This window comes from Providencia sp. PROV261 (assembly GCF_028477945.1).
Lineage (GTDB): Bacteria > Pseudomonadota > Gammaproteobacteria > Enterobacterales > Enterobacteriaceae > Providencia > Providencia stuartii.
On the sequence record NZ_JAMPMC010000020.1, the window covers coordinates 79,263 to 102,219 of the forward strand.

Sequence of the window (22,957 nt, forward strand, 5' to 3'; positions counted from 1 at the left end):
TTGCTGTAACCACAAAGATGTTGAACTCATTTCAGGCAACCGGAGGCCCTTGTGATTCGAGAGTAGGAAGCTACCGTTTTATCACACTGAATTTTTGCCTATCGTTTAATACGCAGTGAGTTAGGCAAAGTGATTGATAAATCGAGCAAACCACTAGATACGCGCCAGACTGTCTTTCGCGATCACTTGGAATTCATTGAAATTTTTAACCGTAATCAGCCTACGGGTGGTTTTCTCTTTTACGAAGGTAACGAAAAGATCATAAATCGCCATAGCCTCCTCATAGTCAGCCTTGCTAATCGCCAATAGGAAAACCACATAGGCGTTTTCTTTCGTCTCTTTGTTCCATTCAATACCTTTAGGGGCAACAATCGTCACGACAACCGTTTTATTTGCCAATAATCCCAGTGAATGAGGAAGCGCAATTCCTTCGCCTAATAATGTAGAAACAATCGATTCGCGCTCTTGTAATGATGGATAAAAATCCGCAGTCACATAGCCATCTTGTTGTAATTTATGGCAAACCGTTTGAAATAATGTTTCTTGGCTGATTTTGTCATTAATCACCATAAAGTAGCGTTCATCAAAGAAGCGCTCAATAATATAGGGGCGGGTTTGATCTATCATGGCTAATTTGCCGATCTGCTCTAGTTGATAAGGCGTCGGAAATGGCGCTATCTTGATCACGGGTTTATTTTTTTCAGAAATACGAACGGTGGTGATCACAAAGTCTTCTTCGACTTCATCTAATGACTCATATTCTTGTAGAGTTAACCCTCGGCTAAATTTGAGTTGTGGAAACTCACGCATGATTTTTGATTCAACGACTCGAAATGTGGAATTTCCCGCATCGGTGACAACTAGCACTTCTGTCTGGCGAATAGAGCCGGCACCATAATTCCTTTCCAAACTAACACCAATGTGAACGGCAAGGTAACCAAGCTCATCTTCATTGATTGGATAAGGAAGTAATTGCTTACTTGCACTGGTCAGTGCACTGAGCGTGACATCATAGGCGAAAGGATAATATTGCTTGATATCACTTAACAAAGGGTTAGGGGTAATAATGTGATATTGCAGACGTGTCATCAGGGCCGCAATATGGGTATTGAGATCCTTTTTGAGTTTCTCATCATCACGTAAGTCATAATTATATAATTCATTAATATAATTAAGAATATATTCAACCAATTCATGATGATGATGATTTTTTTGTTGAGTAATATCTTGGTGGCCAATGCGCTGTGCGATGATTTGATCATGCAGATAGCTGAGTTCTGCACTTGATAGATCACTGCCAAGAAAATAAATAAGCCCTTTCGAAACTTCTTCACAGGCTTTACGTAGCGTCTCTTCACTATCATGATCTTTAACGACAGATGTGAGTTCATGGCCTCGAGTGATCCGCAAAATAGTGACAGCGCAATTAAATACCAGATATAGATGCCCTTCATTACTTAAACGAACATCAAAACGGTTCATACTGTTATGGAGAACTTTATCGATATAGGTCAAATCAAGGTTATCTAAACATTCAGGCTGGAAAATGGATAAGTCTTGATTAATTTGCTGTGAAAAGCGGCGCCATAGGGTTTCGGTCATGCAAGCTCGGATGGCCCACTCACTACCGTTAAGACGGATCCCTTGATGTGGAATGCTTTCTAATAAGATCTGGTATTTTTGTAGATGCTCTCTGACAACACTCATATCTTGCTGTAGCGTTCCACGGCTAATAAACCACTCTTCCGCGATATCGTCCAATTTTACGGGTAAAGAGAGCATCAATAGTTTTAGCAATAACGCATCAACACGCTCTTTACTGGTACGAGGAATACTATTTTCGACTTGGTTTTGCTGGGTAAGTTTAGCAAAAAGCGCTTCATCATCGACTTTTAAACGGTAACCATGGCCTCGCTCATAGAGGATATGAGCGCTGTAATTTTGTATGAGTGCATTTATCTCATTAATGTCAGAGCGAATTGTTCGGGTTGATACCGAAAAACGCTTAGCTAGCTCATCTTGAGGCACTACCTCATCAAGGATACTTGCAAAAATTTGATTGAGTCGCTGTTGAGTGAATAAAGCCACGAAAATACCTTCTCGACCTAAAACCATAAGCTTAATAGCCAAAATAGTTCTTTTATTTTGGCTGACTATGGATTGGACTCTATCATAAGCCTATCAACATACCGAGTATGGCAGATCATAAATTTGAGAATATCTTCGCAAAAACCGAGAGATTTTAAGAAATAGTGCACTTTTTGTATGGGCCAAAAAGGTCATTTGGCCCATTGAAGATCATGCACCGAGGTCAATGAGTAAAGCGCGCATTGATTTTGATGATGAGAGTGTTAGTGCATTTTCATTTTGAATAAATACACCATCATTACAACTCATTTCTATGGTTTCGCCATTTTCTGCTTGGAGAGTCGCTCCTCCACGAATGGATTGGAGATAAGCATTTTTCCCCTTAAGCTTAATATGTTGAGCACTTTCAGGCGTAATATTGAGCTGTGTAATCCAAATTTGTTGACGTAATTGAATGCTCTCATTTTCGCCATCAGGTGAAGCAACTAACATATTACTATCAGGCGGTAATTGAATTTTTTGGGCCGGATAGTACTCTTGCTGTGGGCAAGCATTTAGCCATAACTGCAAACGAGTTAACGGCTTATATGGACACATATTATGTTCACTGTAACTTAAATCAGGACGGGGTGAGAAACGAATACACTCGCCTTCACTTACATTGATTTTATTACCTAAACTATCGCGATATTCGGCACTTCCTTGTAGTATAAAGTTAAGAATATCGACATGTGGGTAGCTTTTAGGCTGAAACGCACTTTCAGGTGCAATAACTTCCTGATTGAGTACTCTTAGTGTCTTAAACCCCATAAAATCAGGGTCAAAATAATGGCCGAAGGAAAACGCATAACGTGCCTGTAACCAGCCATAGTCAGCCTTTCCACAGTGCTTAACTGCCCTTAATGTCATCATGGTGGCTAACCCTCCTTCGCTCGACAAAAATACACAAAAATTGATAAATTTATAGAGTTATCATAAATAGCTGGACGTTGAATTGTTAGCCAGTTAATCTGTTTACTTCATTCAAATTTCCTGAAAGAGATATCCCATGAGTAAAGAGAGAGCATTAACACTTGAATCATTAAGGGTGATGGATGCAATCGACCGGCGTGGTAGCTTTGCTGCTGCTGCTGACGAATTGGGCCGAGTGCCCTCAGCACTCAGTTATACCATGCAAAAGTTAGAAGAAGAGTTGGATGTTATTCTATTTGATCGTTCAGGACATAGAACAAAATTTACGAATGTCGGTAGGATGTTGTTAGAACGAGGTCGAGTATTACTTGAAGCCGCAGAAAAATTGACATCCGATGCAGAAGCGCTCGCTAAAGGTTGGGAAACTCACCTTACCATTGTTTGTGAAGCATTAGTTCCTGCGTATTACTTATTCCCGTTAGTGGATAAATTAGCTGAAAAATCCGAAACGCAACTTTCTATTTTAACTGAAGTACTTGCAGGGGCGTGGGAACGGCTAGAAAGTGGAAAGGCGGATATTGTTATCGCACCGGATATGCACTTTCGTTCCTCCTCCGAGATAAACTCTAAGTCGTTATACAGCGTTAACCATGTCTATGTTACTAGCCCTGATCACCCGATCCACCAAGAGCCAGAGCCGCTGTCAGATACGACACGTATTAAATATCGAGGTATTGCGGTGGCCGATACCGCACGTGAACGACCAGTTATTACAGTACAGTTATTAGATAAACAGCAAAGATTAACGGTCTCCACTATTGAAGATAAGCGTAGTGCGCTATTAGCAGGGTTAGGTGTAGCAACGATGCCATATCCAATGGTAGAGCAAGATATTCGTGAAGGGCGCTTGCGTGTAGTCAGTGCAGAATATAGCCATCAGACGAATATTATTATGGCGTGGCGCAGAGACAGTATGGGTGAAGCAAAATCGTGGTGCTTACGAGAAATACCTAAATTATTTGCTAATAAATAAAGAGTAAAAAAGCACCTCTATATAGCACTATAGAGGTGCAACCAAATTCGGTTATCAATTTATCAAGTAAAGGTTAATGATGAAAAAGCAACTTTTACCATTTTCTATTCAATAAATGGTCAATACTAAATTTACCAGGGCCTGTGACTGCCAGTAATAAAAAGCCACCTGCAATAGTCATGTTCTTCATAAACATCAAACTATTTGGCTCTACACTGAAATTAATGTGGAAGAGCAGGGATGTTAATACACAAAAAACAGCAGTAAAAATAGCCACTGTTCTGGTGAGAAAACCAAAAAGCACAGCAAGCCCGCCACCCAGTTCTAATAAAATAGTCAGGGGAAGTAAAAAGCCGGGAACACCCATCGCTTGCATATATTGTTGAGTGCCTGCATAAGCGTCACCTAACTTACCATACCCAGCAACAATAAACAGAATCGGCATCATAATGCGGGCAAGTAATAGCACGCTATTTTCTAAATTTTTCATTAAGATTCTCCAGCTAACTAGGTCAGCAAGTGTCAATAAAATGAGATACACATCGCGATATAAATTATTTTTTTAGCATTAAATGACAAGAAATCACCTAACGACGCTATGGTAGTGATTTGCTGGTTCAATAAAAAGCAAAGGTTATTAACAAAGATGGACAAAAATATTGAATAATGGCAGGGAGAGGAAACCTGAAATGGTCAGATTTCAGGTTTGGAGCAGAGTAGGTTATTTTTTACCCGTATTAACAACGCTTTGGAGGGTTCGCACTAAACTCCAAGCGGCAATCGCTTTTTTGCCTAGGGAAAAAATACGCTGAGGCCGTTTAATGGTATAAAGAGAAATAAGACCGGCAGCGGCAACAAAAATAGGCCGGAAGGTGACAAAGATTTGCCATGAGCGATCGTAAGGCTCTGTCATCTGTAACCAATCTTTGGAAGCCGCAGAGAGTTCAGAACGCTGTTGCTCAATTTGTTTGATTAAACGCTGTTTCTTTTTAACCAATAATAGGCGCTTGCTTTTATTCATCTTTTGACCCCATTAACGCTTTAGAATCTTCCTTTAACTGCTCTCGAGTTGCGCCGAGTAAGGTCGATTGTCTCGCTTTTTTTAGGGTCCAAATTGCGCCAATAATAGCGAGTAATATTAAAACGCCTGTAGTAATCGCAAGGGCTTGATAGCGATAAATAGGATCAACTGACCAAAAGATCAAACCAATGAGGCACATTAGACCAAAGGCAGTAAAAAGTAGGGTGATACCCGCCATTAAAATGAGTTGAATAAGAGTGGTTTTTTCTTCCTCTAATTCAACTGCGATTAATTGGATCCGAGTTTCCACCATTTGCACGGCGATACCGGCGATGCGTTGTAAGGTATTAAGGACCCCTTTTCCGGGGCCCTGACGCTCTTGTTGTTCCATAAAAATTAACGCTTAGCGAGTAATACGCCAAGAACGACGCCAACAGCAGCACCGATACCGATGCCAGTCCACGGATTTTCGCGCACATAATTATCCGCACGACCCGCGATTTCTTTTGTTTGCTCGGTGATTTTATCACCCGCGTTGCTCAGTTTGGCGCGTGAAGCGTGTAAGGCATCTTGAGCTTTTTGCTTCAGGCTGTCTATTTCTTCTTTCGATTTGTTTCCAGTATCGTTTAGCATCGCTTCGAGAGAGTCAGCCAGTGCTTTTAGTTCTGCGCGTAGATCTTCTGATGAGTTATTCGATGACATATGGAACCTCCTATCAATAGAAAAATATAGTTAGCAGCTTTAACAATAGCTATTTTTACAGTAAGTGCAATGAGGAGAGGGGGAATTATTGATTAAATTAATGTAAAAGAATGTTTTATTTCAAGTAAGAGAGAATAATATTATGTTTATGTTAAATAAAAAACGAATTTATATCCAAGATGGATGCTCTAATAAAGATGTATTTACTGTCAGAGAGAATAAACGAGAGGCGTAATTTGCCTCTCGCCTCGTGATGTGATCAGTTAACTTTTTTCGTGGAAAGTTTTTTCTTAATGACGACGGCAATACTTCCGATAAGACCAATGATAAGTAGGCCGACAGGGATCAGCATTAACACGTTCATAATATGCTGTTCATACTGTAGAAATATTGGGCTTTTCCCAAAACCAAAACCAATAGCTGTTAAGATTAAGACCCAAAGAAGACCACTTAGCCAGTTAAATATTTGGAAGCGGCCATTCTGTAGCCCTGCTAGACCAGCAATTGTAGGCAGGAGCGTCCTGACAAAAGCTAAAAAGCGACCAATCAATAATGCTGCTAAACCATGGCGATGGAATAAGCCGTAAGCACGTTGATGATAATGCTCAGGAAGATGGGCTAGCCAACCTTTCACCAGTTTCGTGTTGCCAAGCCATCGACCTTGAATATAACCAACCCAGCAACCAAGGCTAGCGCCCGCAGTCAAAATAACAATCGTCAATGGATAACTTAGTGTACCTTTTGCTATGAGAACACCAACGAGGATCAATAAGCTGTCACCTGGTAGGAATGCGGCAGGGAGAACCCCATTCTCAAGAAAAAGAATAGCGAATAACATAAGGTAAATAGCCCAAACCAACGTAGGGTTGGAGAGCGTGACATAGTCTTGATGCCAAAGGGCAAAAAATAATTCTTTAACTAATTCCATTAATGTTTCCTAAACGGCAATAACAGCAACAATTTTATTGTTGGGTAGGGAGACATGGATTATGCGAATACCTAAGTGAAAAGTCATGTTTCCTCAGGCTGTTAGTTCAAAGCCTCTCCACTTTAACAAAACAAAAAATAACTAAACAGCGAATTCTCGTTCTATTTTTAGAATTCATTTAAGTTTTGCGGAAAAACGCAATCTTCTTCCTCACGTTTTTTCTACAATAAATGGTGTGAAAATGGGCTTTACCAAGATGTTTCTTGACAAAAATGGTAAAAAAAGGTGTTTCCTTATTCAATAGTCTTTAAATATTTTTACTCAAATTATACCTATGGATTATTGATTTTTAGGACTAATTACCCTAATTTATCAGTCATAGCAAAGGGGAGTAACTTCTTCTTGTCGGTTTATCGTCATTACGGTGCTCATCATATTGCACCCGGTAGCCGAGCACCACAATTTCCTAACCTAGGATTATTGTGTTGTAAGTGAGACCTTGCCAGAAGGCAAGGTTTGCTCATCGTTTACAACCAAAAGATAGTCACTCTAGGTTAAAAACAGTTAAGCGGCTGATGCCTTCTGAGGTGTCAGCCGTTTTTTTGTAATTAAGGAAATTATATGCACTCTGTTGGTAGCCCTATTTTATGGGGAAGTTTCGCGGTTATCATTCTCATAATGTTGCTTGTTGACCTATTATGGCAAGGCAAACATAAAGACCAAGTTATGTCGATGAAACAAGCGGCGATTTGGAGCACGGTGTGGGTGACGCTAGCATTGATGTTTGCTGGGGGATTTTGGTGGTATCTCAAAGATACGGTAAGCCTTGAATTTGCTAATAGCCAAACAACGGCTTTCTTAACGGGTTATGTATTAGAGAAAGCTTTAGCGGTTGATAACGTATTTGTGTGGTTAATGTTGTTCAGCTATTTTGCGATCCCAGCGAACCTACAAAGACGTGTTTTAGTTTATGGGGTACTCGGTGCGATTATACTGCGTACCATTATGATCTTTGCAGGCAGTTGGCTCGTATCTCAATTTAGTTGGATTCTTTACATTTTTGGCCTGTTCCTTCTCTTTACAGGTATCAAAATGGCTTTTACAAAGGAAGATGACTCTCCAATTACCGATAAGCCCTTGGTAAAGTGGGTTCGTTCTCATTTACGCATGACTGATGAATTACACGGTGAAAAGTTTTTCATTAAACGAAATGGGTTACTTTTTGCTACACCACTTTTTTTAGTCTTGATCCTTGTTGAAATCAGCGATGTGATTTTTGCGGTAGATAGCATTCCCGCTATTTTTGCTGTCACCACGGATCCGTTTATCGTATTAACCTCAAATCTTTTTGCTATTTTAGGCTTACGTGCAATGTATTTCCTACTGGCTGGGGTCGCTGAAAAATTCACTATGCTTAAGTACGGTTTGGCGGTGATTTTGACCTTTATCGGTGTGAAAATGCTTTTAATGGATATTTATCACATTCCAACGATCATCTCTTTGGGGACGGTTGCAACAATTTTAGTCGCCACTTTAGTGATTAATGTTATCGTTAATAAAAGAAACGCTTCTAACGGCTAATCTTTCACTGCTTAATTAACTCAAGCACTCGGCATAAAAACCGAGTGCTTTTTCTCTTTAACAGACTGAAAAATATCATAGATTTCTTAGTTTCCTATCCTACTATAAGAAACAAAATACAATTAGGATCACAGATATGTAAATATATTGTTAAAATAAAAAAATTATTGTCTATATTTAAAATAATCGCCTTTCCATAAGGTATTTATTCCTTATACTGGCAGAGCAAACACATTTAATTCCTAATAAAGATAAATAATGTATGGGTCTCTTATGGAAACAAACAAAACAGGGTTATGGCAGGTTATTACGAGCGGTAGCTTAGTTAAGCAAATACTCGTAGGCCTGATCGCAGGTATTTTATTGGCATGGTTATGGCCATCAGCAGCAAAAAATGTTGGGTTATTGGGCGATTTGTTTGTTAGTGCGCTAAAAGCGGTTGCTCCTATACTCGTTTGGGTACTGGTCATGGCATCCATTGCGAATCATCGCAAAGGGCAAAAAACCAATATCCGTCCTATCTTAGTATTGTATATATTAGGTACGTTCTTCGCGGCGTTGGTAGCCGTTATTGGTTCTTTTATATTCCCATCCAGACTGGTATTAGCACTCGGTGATACTCAGTTAACACCTCCTGGAAATATTGCAGAAGTGCTTAAAGGCTTGTTAGTGAATATTTTTGCTAACCCAGTCGATGCATTGATCAAGGGGAACTATATCGGGATCCTCGCATGGGCGATTGGTTTAGGTATCGCTTTACGCCATGCTAGCGAGACGACTAAGAACCTGATTCAAGACTTCTCAGAAAGTGTGACACAGCTTGTTAGAGTGGTGATCCGCTTAGCGCCTCTTGGGATTTTTGGTCTCGTTTCTTCAACAATCGCAATAACAGGTTTTGCAACATTAAAAGGCTACTTCCATGTTCTCGCTGTGCTTATTGGTTGTATGCTGATTGTGGCATTAGTTGTTAACCCTCTGATTGTATATTGGAAAATTAAACGTAATCCGTATCCACTCGTTTTCGCATGTTTACGTGAAAGTGGTGTAACCGCCTTCTTTACGCGTAGCTCTGCTGCAAACATTCCAGTGAATATGGGGATGTGTCGTCGCATGAATTTGCATGAAGATACCTACTCGGTTTCTATTCCTCTGGGTGCGACGATCAATATGGGCGGGGCTGCGGTTACCATTACAGTACTGACCTTAGCGGCAGTGCATACTTTAGGGATCCCTGTTGATATTCCGACAGCGCTCTTACTGAGTGTGGTTGCTGCGGTTTGCGCATGTGGTGCTTCTGGTGTTGCGGGTGGCTCCTTACTGCTCATTCCATTAGCCTGTAACATGTTTGGTATTTCGAACGAAATCGCTATGCAAGTAGTTGCTGTTGGGGTGATGATTGGTGTGCTGCAAGATTCAGCAGAAACAGCACTTAACTCTTCGACTGATGTACTATTTACAGCAGCGGTTTGCCTTGCTGAAGATGAGAAATTGGCTGATCCTACAGCGCAATTATCACAAAAAGACTAGTTTAGTCTCGATAAATATCCATAGAAAAACCCGCTGACGGATAGCGGGTTTTTTTATAGGTTAGCATTATAAATATGGCGCTTTTTATAGCTGATAGGCTACTTTCATTCCCTGTTCAATTGCTCTTCTTGCATCAAGCTCAGCAGCGACATCAGCGCCACCAATGACGTGAGCTTGAATCCCATGCTCTGCGAGAGGCTCTTTTAATGGGTGATATGGCTCTTGGCCTGCACAAAGAATGACATTATCGACGGGGAGGCAATGTATTTTATCTTGATAGCGAATATGCAAGCCATCATCATCAACTCGCATATATTCAACACCATTAAACATCTGCACGCCACGCTTCATGAGTGATAAACGATGAACCCAGCCTGTGGTTTTACCTAGCCCAGCGCCAACTTTACTGTTTTTGCGTTGTAACAAATAGAGTTGGCGAGAAGAGGGGATAGGATGAGGAGATTGGCTCAATATTCCTCCGGTCGAATTGATGCTGGTATCAATATTCCACTCTTGATTAAATAACGATATATTCAAACTGCTGCTTGGGCCTTTTTGGCTTAAAAACTCAGCAATATCAAAGCCAATTCCCCCGGCACCAATGATAGCAGCCGAACGGCCTACCAAGCGCTTTCCAGTTAGTACATCAATATAGGAGAGTACCTTCTGGTGTTCACGCCCTTCTAGATTAATGGTTCTGGGCACAACCCCCGTTGCAATAACAACTTCATCGTAAGCAATAAGGTCACGAATATGCGCTTGATGTTCAAGCTTGACTTCAATATTTAGAATTTCCAGTTGGCGGCAGAAATAGCGGATTGTTTCGTGGAACTCCTCTTTTCCGGGGATCTGTTTAGCCATATTAAATTGGCCACCAATTTGATTGGCTTTTTCAAATAAAGTCACTTTATGACCGCGCTTGGCTGCATAAATGGCACAAGAGAGTCCGGCAGGGCCTGCACCAACAATGGCTACTGTTTTTATTTGTGTCGCCTGTTCATCGGGATAATTCAATTCTTTTACGGCCCGAGGATTCACTAGGCAGGTAGCGAGCTTGCCATTAAAAATTTGATCAAGGCAGGCTTGATTGCAGCCAATGCAAGTATTGATTTCATCAGCACGATTTTCTTGTGCTTTCCGAACAAATGCTTCGTCGGCAAGGAATGGGCGAGCCATCGATACCATATCCGCTTGACCTGAACTAATGATCCGTTCGGCAACAAAGGGATCGTTGATCCTATTCGTTGTGATCAAAGGAATGGTGACTTTTCCCATTAATTTTTCTGTTACCCAGCTAAATGCATGACGTGGTACTTGTGTTGCAATAGTTGGGATCCTCGCTTCATGCCAACCAATACCTGTGTTGATCATTGTTGCGCCAGCTTGCTCAATCGCTTTCGCTAAATATTCAATTTCTTCCCAGTTGGAACCTTCCTCTACGAGATCTAACATTGAGAGGCGATAAATAATGATAAAGTTTTCACCCACTGCCTGACGGATTTTACTGACAATTTCGAGAGGGAAGCGGATCCTATTATCGTAACTTCCTCCCCATTCATCAGTTCTATGGTTTGTGCGCTTAGCGATAAATTGATTAATAAGGTAGCCTTCTGAGCCCATTATTTCGACGCCATCATAGCCTGCTTGCTGTGCGAGTTTTGCTGTGGTGACAAAATCATTAATCGTTTTATTAATTTGTTCTGTTGTGAGAGCGTTGGGGGTAAATGGAATGATCTCAGCTTGGATGGCACTAGGGGCAACAATATGAGGATGAAAACCATAACGACCCGCATGTAAGATCTGCAAAGCAATTTTACCGTCAGCGCTGTGTACTGCTTGGGTGATTTCTTGGTGAAAAGGCAACTGTTCCGGAGTATTGAGCACCGCGCCATGAGCGGTTAAGGCACCTTCTTTATTTGGTGCGATCCCTCCTGTAATTATTAAGCTAACACCATTTTCTGCGCGTAACCGATAAAAATGAGCCAAACGCTGGCTTCCTTCCGGATGTTCTTCAAGCCCCGTATGCATGGAACCCATTAAAATACGGTTTTTTAGTACTGTGTGCCCCAAATTCAGTGGGGTAAAAAGATGTGGAAAATTGCTCATATTTTTGCTCCCCTGCGGGGTTTTATTAACAGGTCAGATGAGTTAACTCTAGCGCAATGATGGGGACAATAGAAAAATATGTTAAAAAAATGTGATATTTATCATATGATTTATTGGTAAATTGCAGGTAGTCTAGGTCGGCACAGGCGATTTTATTTTTTTGTCATAATTGGCGTGTAAAACAGGGTGGCTATTAGGGAACTTAACCAGTAAAGCTATTTTACCATTGTACGAAAAAGGATGGTTACGATGAAAACGATTTGCGAGGCTATAGAACTTGAAGGGGGCTTTGTAAAACTGGAGCTGCTGTCCCACCAATATGACTCTGAGTTTATGGAAATTATTCAACGAGATAGTTTACATAAACTATGGTATACCTCAGTACCTGAACCAGAAAACCTTGCTAAAGATGTTGAACGGCGTTTAAAGCTATATCAGCAACAAGAAATGTTACCCTTTGCAGTGATGAATAAAAAATCAGGTAAAGCTGTTGGGATGACCGCCTACAATAAAATTGACCAAGAGACTCGTCGAGTTGAAATTGGTGCAACCTGGTATAGTCGAGAAGTTCAACGAACTGCAATTAATACAGAAGCGAAATTCTTGTTACTCCAACACGCGTTTGAAACCTTATCTTGCGTTGCCGTGGAATTTAGAACTCATTTTTTAAATCAGCAAAGTCGAAGGGCGATAGAGAGACTGGGCGCTAAACTTGACGGGGTACTAAGAAGTCATATGTATACTCGTACTGGTGAATTACGGGATACCTGCGTATACAGTATTATTGCGTCAGAGTGGCCATCGATAAAACACCATCTACAGTGGCAATTGGAGAAACCTCGCTAGTAGCCATTCGCTGAGTTTATAAAAAATAAGTCTCTGTGATTAATCAATAAGAGAGGTTGGTTAATCGGTGCTGTTTTCTGTTTAAGAAATAGTCATTATCAATTAAATCGTTTGATTTTTATATAGTTAGACTAATTTTTTTGATTTTTTATGCATAGCATTTGGTTGTTATCAGTGCTGAGTTGTAAAAATACTTGTTTAAAAGGCAGAGGGAAGAGGGATAAATGCGGCTCTTTGAACAAGAGTTATCATTTTGAGTAATGATATCTTGCTGAATGATAAAGTAGAAAATGGAATTGCGTAGAAAATCACCATACAGTTTTGAAAGACTAGACCTGAGAGAAAACAGCACGTATAATCGCTTCCACTTTGGCCCCTTAGCTCAGTTGGTTAGAGCAGTCGACTCATAATCGATTGGTCGCTGGTTCAAGTCCAGCAGGGGCCACCAAATTTTAGCTGTTAAATCAGTACATTAAGCCACTTCTTAGTAAGTGGCTTTTTTGTTTCCACCCTATTCCTTTAGTTCAAGAAATCTCTTCACTGAAGTTCTCCCTATCTATTGAGAATAATGAATTTAAACTATTCGCTTCAAGATTAATTAGGTATCCGTTCCAGTTAAGGACCTAATGATAAAAGTATTTCTTTATGCTGCTAATGGGAGTTTGACTTCTACAAGATATGGTTTATTTTTATTTAATTGTCATATATAGACTATCTATTTAAGGTTGGTTGAGTAATATTTATTTTTAAATGAGAAAGAAGTATTCCCATAATCATTAAAACTATTCCTTTATGAGTGTTTAATTAATTATAAAAATCACCATTGAGAATGTTCTTAATAGTGATCAGATTGATGGATTTTATAGGTGTTTCGTGATGACAACTTTGTTGTATGTTTAATCATGCACATTGGTTTAAAGAAAATCCCCTCATAAAAATCACGATTAATTTTAAAAAGCATATATCTGTTAAGATTTTAAATTATATTATTAATAAAAATTTAAAGTGAGAAAGAAATATTTTTATATAAAGAAGTGTTTTTCTTGTTAATTGGTCTAATTTTTTATAATTAATGGAATTTAAAAATATATTATGGCATTTATGTGGTGTTTAAATCTATTTAGTTATCCTTTATTGCGTTTTTGTAGGCTGTAATTGTAGGTTTTCGTATTTTTATAGTTGTTTTTACTTATGTGGTTATTGTTCTATGGTGAGATTAGTCTTAAATGGTGTTTTTTTATTTTTTTGAAATCTTTTGTAATAAGTTTGTTTTAATTTATTCTGACTTATTAAGTTCATGATTATTAATGAGTATTTTTAATTTTATAATTTAACCATTACAACTTTAAAGGGTTTTTGGGGAATTTTAAGCTATTGAATATTTAAAATTGCTGGAATATTATTAATCCCGAATTAGGTGTAACGACGATTGAAATATATTGTTTAAATTTAGTTTGCACATAAATGTATATAAAGTGTTGTCCTCCCAGGTTTTACTTTAATATGGTTGTTGTGCACTCTGAAGTTTAATTTTTTGTCCATGTTACTATTTCTACAATTACAATAATTTATTAACGCTTGGTTACTATATTTTGTGTTGTAGAAATAGTTTCTTTTTGAAAATAACTGTAGGAGTTAGGTAAAAAGCTCCTTAATGTTAAAGCGCCTACCTTAATCATACAATCATAATCTTATCAAGTTGACAAAAGCGAACTGAGAATGAGTGATTTTATATGTTCGTTATCGGTCGGTATATTTTTACAGCTATAAATATTTGAACGTTTCGATAAATAAATTGTTTTTGATAGCGACTATCTATTTGAATTGCTACCTTGGCGGTATTATTGTTTTCACACAGAAGGAAATGGTGCGATTGTCGTGATATAGCTAATTTAGCAACTTGAACTAGGGAACGAGTATTTCATTACTCAACAGAGGATATTGATAACATATCAGGTTCACGTAATCTCAGTGCTGAATTTTAACTTGGGGTCACTTAACGGGGTCTAGGCTAAAATAACACTGTATCTAAAGCTATCAATGCGTTAATCAACCATAGATGAATAGCAGGCAGTTCAAGTGAAAGCCTAAAGGCATTCACAATAAGCCTCACCGATGAATAAAAAAATCAGCCGGTTGCAAGCACACAATACAATTCAAGAAAGCTACCGCACTGCTGATACTAGACCTTCTGTATAATTCGCGATAGCTCAAGTGCTGTGGGCAAATTTTATTGACCATGACAATTTTGAGAGAAAACCACTTTCCAATATTTCCTCATAAGACAAAATGAGCTTACTGAAAATGGATAGAGTCATACGTTATCATTAATGTGAAGAAAACCTCGACTTATCAAAAGTAAGAAAATTATTATTTTATAACTTAAATTATGACTTCGACTGTTTTATAAAGTAAGCAACTAAGGCGAATGAGCATAGGGTGCATAACGCTGCAAAACTAATAAAGGTCAACATTTGTGTCGAATTGACTAAAATATATCCACCAATGGCAGGGCCAATAGCCATTCCACCACCAATTACCAAATTTATGTTATTCATGAGCCTACCGCTGGTATCAAGCTGGGAGACCGCTCCCATAATAAAAGGTAAGACAAATGTCCATGTGAATTTAAACAATAAGGCGGCAACAATAAACCGTATTACGGTAGGTGAACCAATCAATAACAAGATACTTGCCATTAATAATCCATATCCTAAAAACACTAATTTATTGGTTTTAAACCGATTAGAAACAGTTGCCGCAATCACCGCACCAACCATACCTAAAATGGTGGCGATCGCTAAAATCTGACCATTCTCTTCAGCATCTAGCCCGCTATTTTGGCCAAATACACCTATGAATGTCCAAACTTGGCTCAAACAAATATAGAAAATGAGTATCGCAATAATGGCCATCGACTTATTAATAAATGCATTTCGCGGGTGAGTTGATGAGTGATGATGTTGATCTTTTTCCATTATCACATTAGGAAATGCTCGAATTAATGGAAAAAAGATGACCATAAAAGCAGCGAGAATAAAGTAAACGATACGTAATCCGTAGAGTTCAAATAACGGTGGTAAGACAAGTAGTCCAAGTGTACCTAATGCGAGTTGACCTAAAACCCAAAAAGCGTACATGCGGCTCGGGTTTTCTGTTTTTCCGGCACATGAAATACACAGGATCATTAATGTACCACCAGCTAATGATGCTATGACGCGAAAAATTAACAAGGTGATATAGGTGGCCGCGAAAGCAGAGAGTAGGTTACCTATGATAAAAATAATGGCAGAGATAATGGCTATTTTTTGCCAATTAATACGGTTGATCCAATACCAAGCAGGAACAGTTGCAAAGCTCATAGCCCCTAATTCTGCTGAAAAAAGATAACCTATTTTATCGGCCGATAACTGCCATTGAGAGCCCAATTGAGTTGCAACTGCCGGCGCTGTCATCAAAATACCTGGGGCAATGGCCGCAAAAATAATAATTGCGAGTAGTAAACTCAATGAAGATTTTAGGATGACTTTTGGTGGCATGGCATTGACATCTTGTGTGTGCAGCGATTCGTTCATTTAAGCACCTCGTCAATAATAAGCAGTACCTTCGGTGAATGTTAATAAAAAGTTAATAATTACTTGTCGATTTTAGGGTGAAATAACGAAAGGTGACTATCATTCTTAAGAACGAAAAATAGGGCTTTTTTTGTTTTTTAGCGGCAACATCAAGAAATTTGCAGATTATCTGATAGGTTGAATAAACATACATTGGGAAAAGTTAATGGGATTTAAGTTCCCATTAACGTTTAAATAGAGAGGCTGTTTTAGAAATGTTCGCTATGCGATTTTTCTAGCGCGAAGCAGGCTTTTTCTAAGCCCCCTTTGCAGGCCAACTCAAAATAGTAGCGTGCCGCATAAGGAGAAGCATTTTCGACCTCACCTTTTTGCATGAGCCAGCCAAGGTTATATTGTGCATATGCATTGCCCTGTTCTGCTGCACGCATAAACCATTTCTGTGCTTGTTCAATGGAAACAGGAACTCCATCTCCTTGATAGTACATTAAGCCAAGGTTGAGCTGTGCATCTTTATCCCCCAGTTCAGCGCTGGTTTTTGTTTTTTCTGATTCTTCGAGTCGTTGACTTAACAAGTTTATATTATCAATCAAATTAAAATATTCATTTTTTCTTATTTCTAGATATGGGGTTTTATATTGCTTCTTAAAAATATCTAGCACTTAAATTTTATTGTTTAGCGATTTTTATCTCCATTTCGGTAGTTGAATTCCACTTTGAGCAATATCATTAATTTCATTCTAATTTATATTTTTCATCATTTTTTATTGTATTCATGAGTAAATGTCAATAGGTCAGAGGGGGGGCTTTTATTCAAGGATAGTGAATATGAAAAAATAAGTGTTGTAAAGATATTAATAGATAATTTGTATGGTGAGCAGCTATCTTCATAATATGATCTCGAAAATAATAAAGTGAGTGTCATTTAATGATGATTTCTCTAAAGGTGATGAAGTTAGCAATAATGATTTTTTAATTAAGAATAGCTCTGTAAGAATATAAATAAAAAACGTGAAGTGAAAATAAACTTCTGTTTTATTTAATCCTAAACAATTAGTTTGATTAGAACAATATTACAGATATTGCAAAATATTATATCTAAAATTGAAGTGTTAATTAAAATTACCACGCTATTCAATGCATTGATTTTATTGAGTTTATTTTATTTTGTTGGATTGATGGATTTTTCCATATATTTTTTTCGTTAAGTGTTATTACTTAACCTCTGAAAAAATATGAATTTCAGAATTATAAATCTAATTTTAAATCTTTTTGGGATTCTTGTAATATATAATTCTGGTCTAATTTGTATTCTCTTAATAGGAATGTTGAATGTACCAAGCTAATGTGGTTTTTTGTGTTTGAATTACTCATTATTTGGATATTTAACTTATATCAATAACTGCTTGGTAGATATAGCTTTGTTTGATTTTGAGCAGCAGGTACAGTAAATTTATCTGCAACAGAGCAAGGCGTAAATATTTTCGTGCAAGCGGGCTTTAATAAATGAAGTTTGTTGTATCAGGAATTGAGGGCCTAATATGATAGTGGAACATGAAGTGTCAAAAAATATTTTTATGATTGCTGTTGGTAAAGAGATATTTCGTTTAAGGAAAAAGAGAGGGTTAACAGGAAAACAGTTAGCTGAAAAACTAAATGTCTCGCAGCAGCAAATATCTCGATATGAAAGAGGTGTGTGTAATATTAATGTTGATACCCTCTTTGTTATTTTGCATGAATTGGATTGTAGTTTAAGTAATTTCTTTAGTGCTGTTTATCTTAATGTTAATGATACAGAAAAAAAAGTTGGTTCTCATTATATTAATTTGTTTTTACCTCCATCTCCTTACTATAAAGGTGAGGATGCTTTTTCAGTAAAGATGAATAATTTGGTTGGCTAATTATAGTCGGCCAAATAATAAACTATTAAAGATTTATGTTTAACTGAGAATAAAGAAAATACTTTCTGTTCTCAGAAAGTATTTTATTTGTTTTTATTTATTATTTAATAAATAAATTCTATTAATTATTTAACCAAGTGAGCTAATTAATAGCTTACTTTTTTTAGTGTTCATCGTAAAGGCGTAACCAATATGAAAAAGATTCTTTTAGCAACTCTGATTTCTGGCGCAATGAGCGCATCAGCTATGGCTGCTCCAGTCAGCGCAGGTCAAGGTACTGTGACATTCTACGGCTCAATCATTGAAGCCGCATGTGGTATCGCGCCAGAGTCTACAGACCAAACGGTTAACCTAGGTCAGGTAGCATCAGCACAATTAGCCGATGGTGGTACTTCTCGTCCAGTGCCATTCACTATTGAGCTGGTTGACTGTGATACAACCACGCTGACAGACAATACGGCGACCGTCACCTTTACGGGTGGTGTGAATCCTAACTTAGCTGATTCACTGGCTATTCAAGGTCAAGCATCTGGCGCAGGTGTTCAAATTGCAGGTCTGGGTGGTGTACCAGTGAAATTAGATGGCTCTGCTGGAACTGACTTAAAAATTCAAAATGGTGATAACTCACTGCTGTTCTCTGCTTATTTGAAAGGTGATGGCAAAACTATTGTTCCAGGTGAATTTACAGCACTCGCTAACTTCACAATGAGCTACGAGTAATCAGAACACTAGTGTGTTATTCAAAGGAGGGTAAAACCATGGGGTGTCAAGCTGTATTCGGATGGAGTGTATTACTCCTCACTACGAGTTTTACCTCACCTTTGGTGCACGCAGCTGGGCAAGGTGCAGGTACGGTGACTATGAACGGTGAAATCACCGATGCTGCCTGCACAATTGCCATGGAATCACGTGACCAAATCATTGATATGGGTGTGTTGCCGATTGGTACGATCCGTCAAGAAGGCCAAGGCCCCAAACAAGATTTTGAAATTCAATTAGTTAATTGTGATTTAGTCAAACACAGTGATCCGACTCAAACTTGGCGTGCCTTGCGCATGACCTTTGATGGACCTTCCGATAACGGGTTGTTTCAAGTATTTGGTGAAGCGCGCGGCGTAGGGTTACTTATGCAAGATGCACAATCGCGTCAAGTGGTACCGGGGGAAGCATCTCCGGAGCAAGATATTGTACCGCCGAGTATGCGATTAGCTTATCAATTACGGTTAGTCTCTGACTCTCGCCCACTAAGAGCAGGATATTACCAAAGCTTGATCCGTTTTAAAGTCGATTATTACTAATTAAGCCGGTTGAATTTATTTTTCTCTTTATTGTTATTGTGAATGTTCACGAGGGATATTTTTTATGTCTTCACCAAAGGCTACTTATTTTCGCCTTGCATTGCTGTCGCTGTCCATTGCGTTTGCTTTGGGTGAAAGCCAGATAGCATTGGCATCATCTGATGTTATCCAATTCAATATGGATGTATTGGATGTGGAAGACAAAAAAAATATCAATCTAGAACATTTTTCGCGTGCTGGTTATGTGATGCCAGGAACCTATAGCTTAGCGCTTAAGGTCAATGACGATACGTTACCAGAAGTGAAAGTACCATTTTATCCCCCTGAGAATGATCCTCAAGGCAGTGAGCCGTGCTTATCACCCGATATCACTGCCCAATTAGGGCTGACCGCAGACAGCTTGAAAAAGCTGACATGGTGGCACGATGACCAATGCTTAAATTTGGAAAGTTTGCCGGGAATACAGGTGCGTGGGGATCTCTCAACTTCATCCTTATACGTGAGTATTCCACAAGCTTACATGGAGTATACGGCTCCTAATTGGGATCCACCATCGCGTTGGGATGAAGGGATTGCTGCGATTTTGTTGGATTACAACATTAACGGTAACACTTATCGCCCGCACAACAAAGGTCATAATACCTACACCTTAAACGGTAACGGGGTGGCGGGGGTAAACTTAGGTGCATGGCGTTTTCGTGCAGATTGGCAAGGCCGTTTAAATCATGCAACAGGCTCAAACCAAGCTATCAATCGTGATTTTCAATGGAATCGATTTTACGCCTTTCGTGCGCTGCCGGCTCTCGGAGCCAAACTGATTTTGGGTGAAGATTACCTGAACTCAAATATGTTTGATTCATTCCGTTTTATTGGCGCCAGTTTGCGCTCGGATTTGAACATGTTGCCGCCGAATTTACGCGGTTACGCACCGGAAGTAACAGGGATCGCACAATCCAATGCGACGGTGACGATAAGCCAGCAAGGGCGTGTGATTTATACCGAACAAGTGGCACCGGGGCCGTTTCGTATTCAAAACTTGAGCGATGCGATTAGTGGTACGTTGGACGTCAAAATTGAAGAGCAAGATGGTACGGTACAAGAGTATCAACTCGATACAGCTAACTTACCTTACCTAACTCGTCCGGGACAGCTTCAATATAAGTTGGCATTGGGTCAGCCGAATGATGTTAACCGGCACAAAGAGGGTGATAACTTTATCACTGGTGAGTTTTCGTGGGGGGTGAATAACGGTTGGTCACTGTTCAGTGGTTTGCTTGGCAGCAAAAACTACCAAGCGATTTCAGCGGGTATTGGTCGAGACTTACTGGCGTTCGGTGCGTTGTCATTCGATGTGACTCAGTCGTTTGCGCGTTTGGCAGGTGAAAACACTATTAACGGTGGATCTTATCGTGTCAGCTACGCAAAACGTTTTGATGCTATTGATAGTCAAATTCAATTCGCGGGTTATCGCTTCTCGGAGCGAGACTTTATGAGTATGTCAGACTTCTTACAGGCAAGGAAAACAGGTATTCGTTATGGTGGTAGCAAAGAGCTGTACACCATTTCACTGAGCAAAAATTTCCGTGATATCGGTATGTCTGTGTATTTGAACTACAACCACCAAACCTATTGGGATCGACCGGAAAACAACTATTACAGCCTGACGTTATCCAAATATTTTGATGTGGGAACGATTAAGAATGTCAGCGTTAACCTGTCGGCAAACCGCAGTATGTATAACGGGGTGACGGATGACAGTATTTATTTATCGACCTCATTTCCGCTGAGTAATGGTGCTAATGTGGGGTATTCCTTAAATAGCAGCCGTTATGACACGGTCAATCGAGTGACTTACCATGACCGCATTGATGAGCGTACCAATTATCAATTGGGCGTAGGATCAAACCGTAAAGGAGCGAGTGGAACTGCGTATCTGACTCACCAAGGCGATACCGCGCGAGTCTCGGGTAATGCGAGTTACGCCAATAACCAATATACCGCGTTTGGATTATCAGCAACTGGTGGGATCACGCTGACGGCAGAAGGTGGTGGTGTACATCGCATGAGCATCCCTGGAGGAACCCGTTTACTGGTGGACACCGATGGCATTGCTAATGTGCCTGTCAAAGGGTTTGGAGCTCCGGTTACCACCAATATGTTTGGTAAAGCGGTGGTTGGTGACATGAACAGTTACTACCGCAGCAAGGCACAAATTGACTTGAACGCGCTGCCAGATGATGTGGATGCACAGCAATCGGTGGTGCAAGTGACCTTAACCGAAGGGGCGGTGGGTTACCGCGAATTTGCGGTTGTGGCAGGGCAAAAAGCGATGACGGTGTTGCGCTTACCGGATGGCAGTTACCCTCCGTTTGGGGCGCAAATATTCAATACAAAAGGCCAAAGCACCGGCATCGTAGGGGATAGCGGCAGTGCGTATATCAGCGGTATTGAACCAAATTCCCTAATGACCATACAGTGGGGAGACGAGGACGGATGCCAAGTGGCTTTCCCTGAGAGTATCGATATCAACAATCCATCGCTGTTGTTGCAGTGTACTCCGCTAGCAGCAAAGCAGTTAGCGCAGCGATAACACGCGTTAGCACGGTATGAACAGAATTTGCGGTGACGCGATGGTGTCTCCGAGATGACATTAAAAAGGTTATAACAGCATGAAACTGAATAAAAAATACGCTTTGATAGCGGGTGTGATGGGCATGATGTGGTTAAGCAGCATGGCACACGCGGCGATTGGTCTTGACCGTACTCGGGTGATTTTTAACGGTGACCAAAAATCGATGTCACTCAACATTTCTAACAACAATAAACAATTACCGTATCTAGCACAGGCGTGGATTGATGATGCTGAAGGCAACAAAATTACTTCGCCATTGGTGGTATTGCCGCCAGTGCAGCGTGTGGAGCCCGGCAAATCTAGCCAAGTGAAAATCGAAGCCCTGCCAGCGGTTAGTACCTTGCCACAAGATCGCGAGAGCTTGTTTTACTTTAACTTGCGTGAAATACCGCCTAAAAGCGATAAGCCCAACACGTTACAGATTGCCTTACAAACCCGCGTAAAAATGTTCTATCGGCCAAAAGCGATTGTGCCGGCCAAAATGGGCACACCATGGCAAGAAAAATTAACCCTGCAAAAACAAGGCGATACGGTAATGGTCAAAAATCCCACGCCGTATTATGTGACAGTGATTAATGCAGCAGAAAGCCTTAAGGCATTGGACAACAAAGATAAAAAAGAATTTAAACCCATCATGTTGCCACCGTTTGGTGAAAGCGCGTTGGGGGTGAGTGCCAATGCATTAGGGCAGCGTCCGGTCGTGACTTACATCAATGATTACGGCGGGCGTCCAAACTTGACCTTCCAATGTCAAGGTAGCCAATGTCACGTGGTACCGAACGATAAGCCTGCGACACCGTAAACCATTAT

The 22,957-nt window shown here is 39.8% G+C and carries 19 protein-coding genes and 1 tRNA gene; 10 read left to right on the forward strand and 10 right to left on the reverse strand.

Annotated features, from left to right (window positions below; all coding sequences use genetic code 11):
• Nucleotides 1-153: 153 nt before the first annotated feature.
• Together PR675_RS12920 and PR675_RS12925 are read right to left on the reverse strand one after the other, a co-directional pair.
• On the reverse strand, nucleotides 154-2,115 hold the full coding sequence (locus tag PR675_RS12920) for a BglG family transcription antiterminator (protein ID WP_004925345.1): 1,962 nt from the start codon (nucleotides 2,113-2,115) through the stop codon (nucleotides 154-156).
• Nucleotides 2,116-2,298: 183 nt separating this feature from the next.
• On the reverse strand, nucleotides 2,299-3,000 hold the full coding sequence (locus PR675_RS12925; RefSeq protein WP_004925342.1) for a pirin family protein: 702 nt from the start codon (nucleotides 2,998-3,000) through the stop codon (nucleotides 2,299-2,301).
• A gap of 136 nt (nucleotides 3,001-3,136) precedes the next feature.
• Between PR675_RS12925 and PR675_RS12930 the strand changes: the two genes are divergently transcribed.
• Entirely contained in the window at nucleotides 3,137-4,033 is an 897-nt protein-coding gene (locus PR675_RS12930) for a LysR family transcriptional regulator (RefSeq protein WP_272582758.1), read from the forward strand.
• A gap of 94 nt (nucleotides 4,034-4,127) precedes the next feature.
• On the opposite strand, the gene PR675_RS12935 is transcribed toward PR675_RS12930, so the two are convergent.
• From PR675_RS12935 to PR675_RS12955, 5 genes are all read right to left on the reverse strand, one after another.
• Nucleotides 4,128-4,523, reverse strand: a complete 396-nt coding sequence (locus PR675_RS12935) for a DoxX family protein (protein ID WP_004925336.1) — start codon at nucleotides 4,521-4,523, stop codon at nucleotides 4,128-4,130.
• 231 nt (nucleotides 4,524-4,754) lie between these two features.
• Entirely contained in the window at nucleotides 4,755-5,054 is a 300-nt protein-coding gene (locus PR675_RS12940) for a YqjK-like family protein (RefSeq protein ID WP_014657593.1), read from the reverse strand.
• Nucleotides 5,047-5,445 (reverse strand): phage holin family protein, encoded by a 399-nt coding sequence (locus PR675_RS12945; protein ID WP_004925329.1) that lies wholly within the window; start codon nucleotides 5,443-5,445, stop codon nucleotides 5,047-5,049. Before PR675_RS12945 ends, PR675_RS12940 begins: the two co-directional genes overlap by 8 nt.
• A gap of 5 nt (nucleotides 5,446-5,450) precedes the next feature.
• The gene (locus PR675_RS12950; RefSeq protein ID WP_004925327.1) at nucleotides 5,451-5,756 is read right to left on the reverse strand and encodes a DUF883 family protein; all 306 of its coding nucleotides are present in this window, start codon (nucleotides 5,754-5,756) and stop codon (nucleotides 5,451-5,453) included.
• A 259-nt stretch (nucleotides 5,757-6,015) separates the two neighbouring features.
• Nucleotides 6,016-6,684: a DedA family protein gene (locus PR675_RS12955; RefSeq protein WP_004925324.1), complete on the reverse strand. Its 669-nt coding sequence runs from the start codon at nucleotides 6,682-6,684 to the stop codon at nucleotides 6,016-6,018.
• A 621-nt stretch (nucleotides 6,685-7,305) separates the two neighbouring features.
• Here PR675_RS12955 and PR675_RS12960 point away from each other — a divergent pair.
• Nucleotides 7,306-8,265 carry a TerC family protein gene (locus PR675_RS12960; RefSeq protein WP_036943093.1) on the forward strand — a complete coding sequence of 320 codons (960 nt, stop codon included), beginning with the start codon at nucleotides 7,306-7,308 and terminating at the stop codon, nucleotides 8,263-8,265.
• Nucleotides 8,266-8,538: 273 nt separating this feature from the next.
• Nucleotides 8,539-9,792, forward strand: a complete 1,254-nt coding sequence (gene sstT, locus PR675_RS12965; protein WP_036943096.1) for a serine/threonine transporter SstT — start codon at nucleotides 8,539-8,541, stop codon at nucleotides 9,790-9,792.
• Between the two features lie 84 nt (nucleotides 9,793-9,876).
• On the opposite strand, the gene PR675_RS12970 is transcribed toward sstT, so the two are convergent.
• Complete coding sequence (locus tag PR675_RS12970; protein ID WP_036943099.1) at nucleotides 9,877-11,898, reverse strand: NADPH-dependent 2,4-dienoyl-CoA reductase; 2,022 nt, start codon at nucleotides 11,896-11,898, stop codon at nucleotides 9,877-9,879.
• Nucleotides 11,899-12,147: 249 nt separating this feature from the next.
• On the opposite strand from PR675_RS12970, the gene PR675_RS12975 reads away from it, so the two are divergent.
• Together PR675_RS12975 and PR675_RS12980 are read left to right on the forward strand one after the other, a co-directional pair.
• Nucleotides 12,148-12,744, forward strand: a complete 597-nt coding sequence (locus PR675_RS12975; protein ID WP_014657597.1) for a GNAT family N-acetyltransferase — start codon at nucleotides 12,148-12,150, stop codon at nucleotides 12,742-12,744.
• A 371-nt stretch (nucleotides 12,745-13,115) separates the two neighbouring features.
• Nucleotides 13,116-13,192 (forward strand) — tRNA-Ile (locus PR675_RS12980).
• Between the two features lie 1,939 nt (nucleotides 13,193-15,131).
• On the opposite strand, the gene PR675_RS12985 is transcribed toward PR675_RS12980, so the two are convergent.
• Together PR675_RS12985 and PR675_RS12990 are read right to left on the reverse strand one after the other, a co-directional pair.
• Nucleotides 15,132-16,319 carry an MFS transporter gene (locus tag PR675_RS12985; RefSeq protein ID WP_060561392.1) on the reverse strand — a complete coding sequence of 396 codons (1,188 nt, stop codon included), beginning with the start codon at nucleotides 16,317-16,319 and terminating at the stop codon, nucleotides 15,132-15,134.
• Nucleotides 16,320-16,567: 248 nt separating this feature from the next.
• The gene (locus tag PR675_RS12990; RefSeq protein WP_014657599.1) at nucleotides 16,568-16,909 is read right to left on the reverse strand and encodes a tetratricopeptide repeat protein; all 342 of its coding nucleotides are present in this window, start codon (nucleotides 16,907-16,909) and stop codon (nucleotides 16,568-16,570) included.
• 948 nt (nucleotides 16,910-17,857) lie between these two features.
• On the opposite strand from PR675_RS12990, the gene PR675_RS12995 reads away from it, so the two are divergent.
• The 5 genes from PR675_RS12995 (at nucleotide 17,858) to PR675_RS13015 (ending at nucleotide 22,949) form a co-directional block, all read left to right on the forward strand.
• Nucleotides 17,858-18,217, forward strand: coding sequence for a helix-turn-helix domain-containing protein (locus PR675_RS12995; RefSeq protein ID WP_014657600.1), 360 nt, complete (start codon nucleotides 17,858-17,860; stop codon nucleotides 18,215-18,217).
• 192 nt (nucleotides 18,218-18,409) lie between these two features.
• On the forward strand, nucleotides 18,410-18,937 hold the full coding sequence (locus PR675_RS13000) for a fimbrial protein (RefSeq protein WP_014657601.1): 528 nt from the start codon (nucleotides 18,410-18,412) through the stop codon (nucleotides 18,935-18,937).
• A 38-nt stretch (nucleotides 18,938-18,975) separates the two neighbouring features.
• Nucleotides 18,976-19,515, forward strand: a complete 540-nt coding sequence (locus PR675_RS13005; RefSeq protein WP_060561394.1) for a fimbrial protein — start codon at nucleotides 18,976-18,978, stop codon at nucleotides 19,513-19,515.
• A 64-nt stretch (nucleotides 19,516-19,579) separates the two neighbouring features.
• The gene (locus PR675_RS13010) at nucleotides 19,580-22,105 is read left to right on the forward strand and encodes an outer membrane usher protein (RefSeq protein ID WP_060561395.1); all 2,526 of its coding nucleotides are present in this window, start codon (nucleotides 19,580-19,582) and stop codon (nucleotides 22,103-22,105) included.
• A 79-nt stretch (nucleotides 22,106-22,184) separates the two neighbouring features.
• Nucleotides 22,185-22,949 carry a fimbria/pilus periplasmic chaperone gene (locus PR675_RS13015; protein WP_014657604.1) on the forward strand — a complete coding sequence of 255 codons (765 nt, stop codon included), beginning with the start codon at nucleotides 22,185-22,187 and terminating at the stop codon, nucleotides 22,947-22,949.
• Nucleotides 22,950-22,957 lie beyond the last annotated feature (8 nt).

Bases quoted from the DNA above. Each gene is read 5' to 3' on its own strand.
- PR675_RS13000 (WP_014657601.1), top strand. From the start codon at position 18,410: ATGAAAAAGATTCTTTTAGCAACTCTGATTTCTGGCGCAATGAGCGCA.
- PR675_RS12925 (WP_004925342.1), bottom strand. From the start codon at position 3,000: ATGATGACATTAAGGGCAGTTAAGCACTGTGGAAAGGCTGACTATGGC.
- PR675_RS12970 (WP_036943099.1), bottom strand. From the start codon at position 11,898: ATGAGCAATTTTCCACATCTTTTTACCCCACTGAATTTGGGGCACACA.
- PR675_RS12920 (WP_004925345.1), bottom strand. From the start codon at position 2,115: ATGGTTTTAGGTCGAGAAGGTATTTTCGTGGCTTTATTCACTCAACAG.
- PR675_RS12995 (WP_014657600.1), top strand. From the start codon at position 17,858: ATGATAGTGGAACATGAAGTGTCAAAAAATATTTTTATGATTGCTGTT.
- PR675_RS12945 (WP_004925329.1), bottom strand. From the start codon at position 5,445: ATGGAACAACAAGAGCGTCAGGGCCCCGGAAAAGGGGTCCTTAATACC.
- PR675_RS13015 (WP_014657604.1), top strand. From the start codon at position 22,185: ATGAAACTGAATAAAAAATACGCTTTGATAGCGGGTGTGATGGGCATG.
- PR675_RS13010 (WP_060561395.1), top strand. From the start codon at position 19,580: ATGTCTTCACCAAAGGCTACTTATTTTCGCCTTGCATTGCTGTCGCTG.
- PR675_RS12985 (WP_060561392.1), bottom strand. From the start codon at position 16,319: ATGAACGAATCGCTGCACACACAAGATGTCAATGCCATGCCACCAAAA.
- PR675_RS12930 (WP_272582758.1), top strand. From the start codon at position 3,137: ATGAGTAAAGAGAGAGCATTAACACTTGAATCATTAAGGGTGATGGAT.
- PR675_RS13005 (WP_060561394.1), top strand. From the start codon at position 18,976: ATGGGGTGTCAAGCTGTATTCGGATGGAGTGTATTACTCCTCACTACG.
- PR675_RS12935 (WP_004925336.1), bottom strand. From the start codon at position 4,523: ATGAAAAATTTAGAAAATAGCGTGCTATTACTTGCCCGCATTATGATG.
- PR675_RS12955 (WP_004925324.1), bottom strand. From the start codon at position 6,684: ATGGAATTAGTTAAAGAATTATTTTTTGCCCTTTGGCATCAAGACTAT.
- PR675_RS12960 (WP_036943093.1), top strand. From the start codon at position 7,306: ATGCACTCTGTTGGTAGCCCTATTTTATGGGGAAGTTTCGCGGTTATC.
- PR675_RS12940 (WP_014657593.1), bottom strand. From the start codon at position 5,054: ATGAATAAAAGCAAGCGCCTATTATTGGTTAAAAAGAAACAGCGTTTA.
- PR675_RS12950 (WP_004925327.1), bottom strand. From the start codon at position 5,756: ATGTCATCGAATAACTCATCAGAAGATCTACGCGCAGAACTAAAAGCA.
- sstT (WP_036943096.1), top strand. From the start codon at position 8,539: ATGGAAACAAACAAAACAGGGTTATGGCAGGTTATTACGAGCGGTAGC.
- PR675_RS12975 (WP_014657597.1), top strand. From the start codon at position 12,148: ATGAAAACGATTTGCGAGGCTATAGAACTTGAAGGGGGCTTTGTAAAA.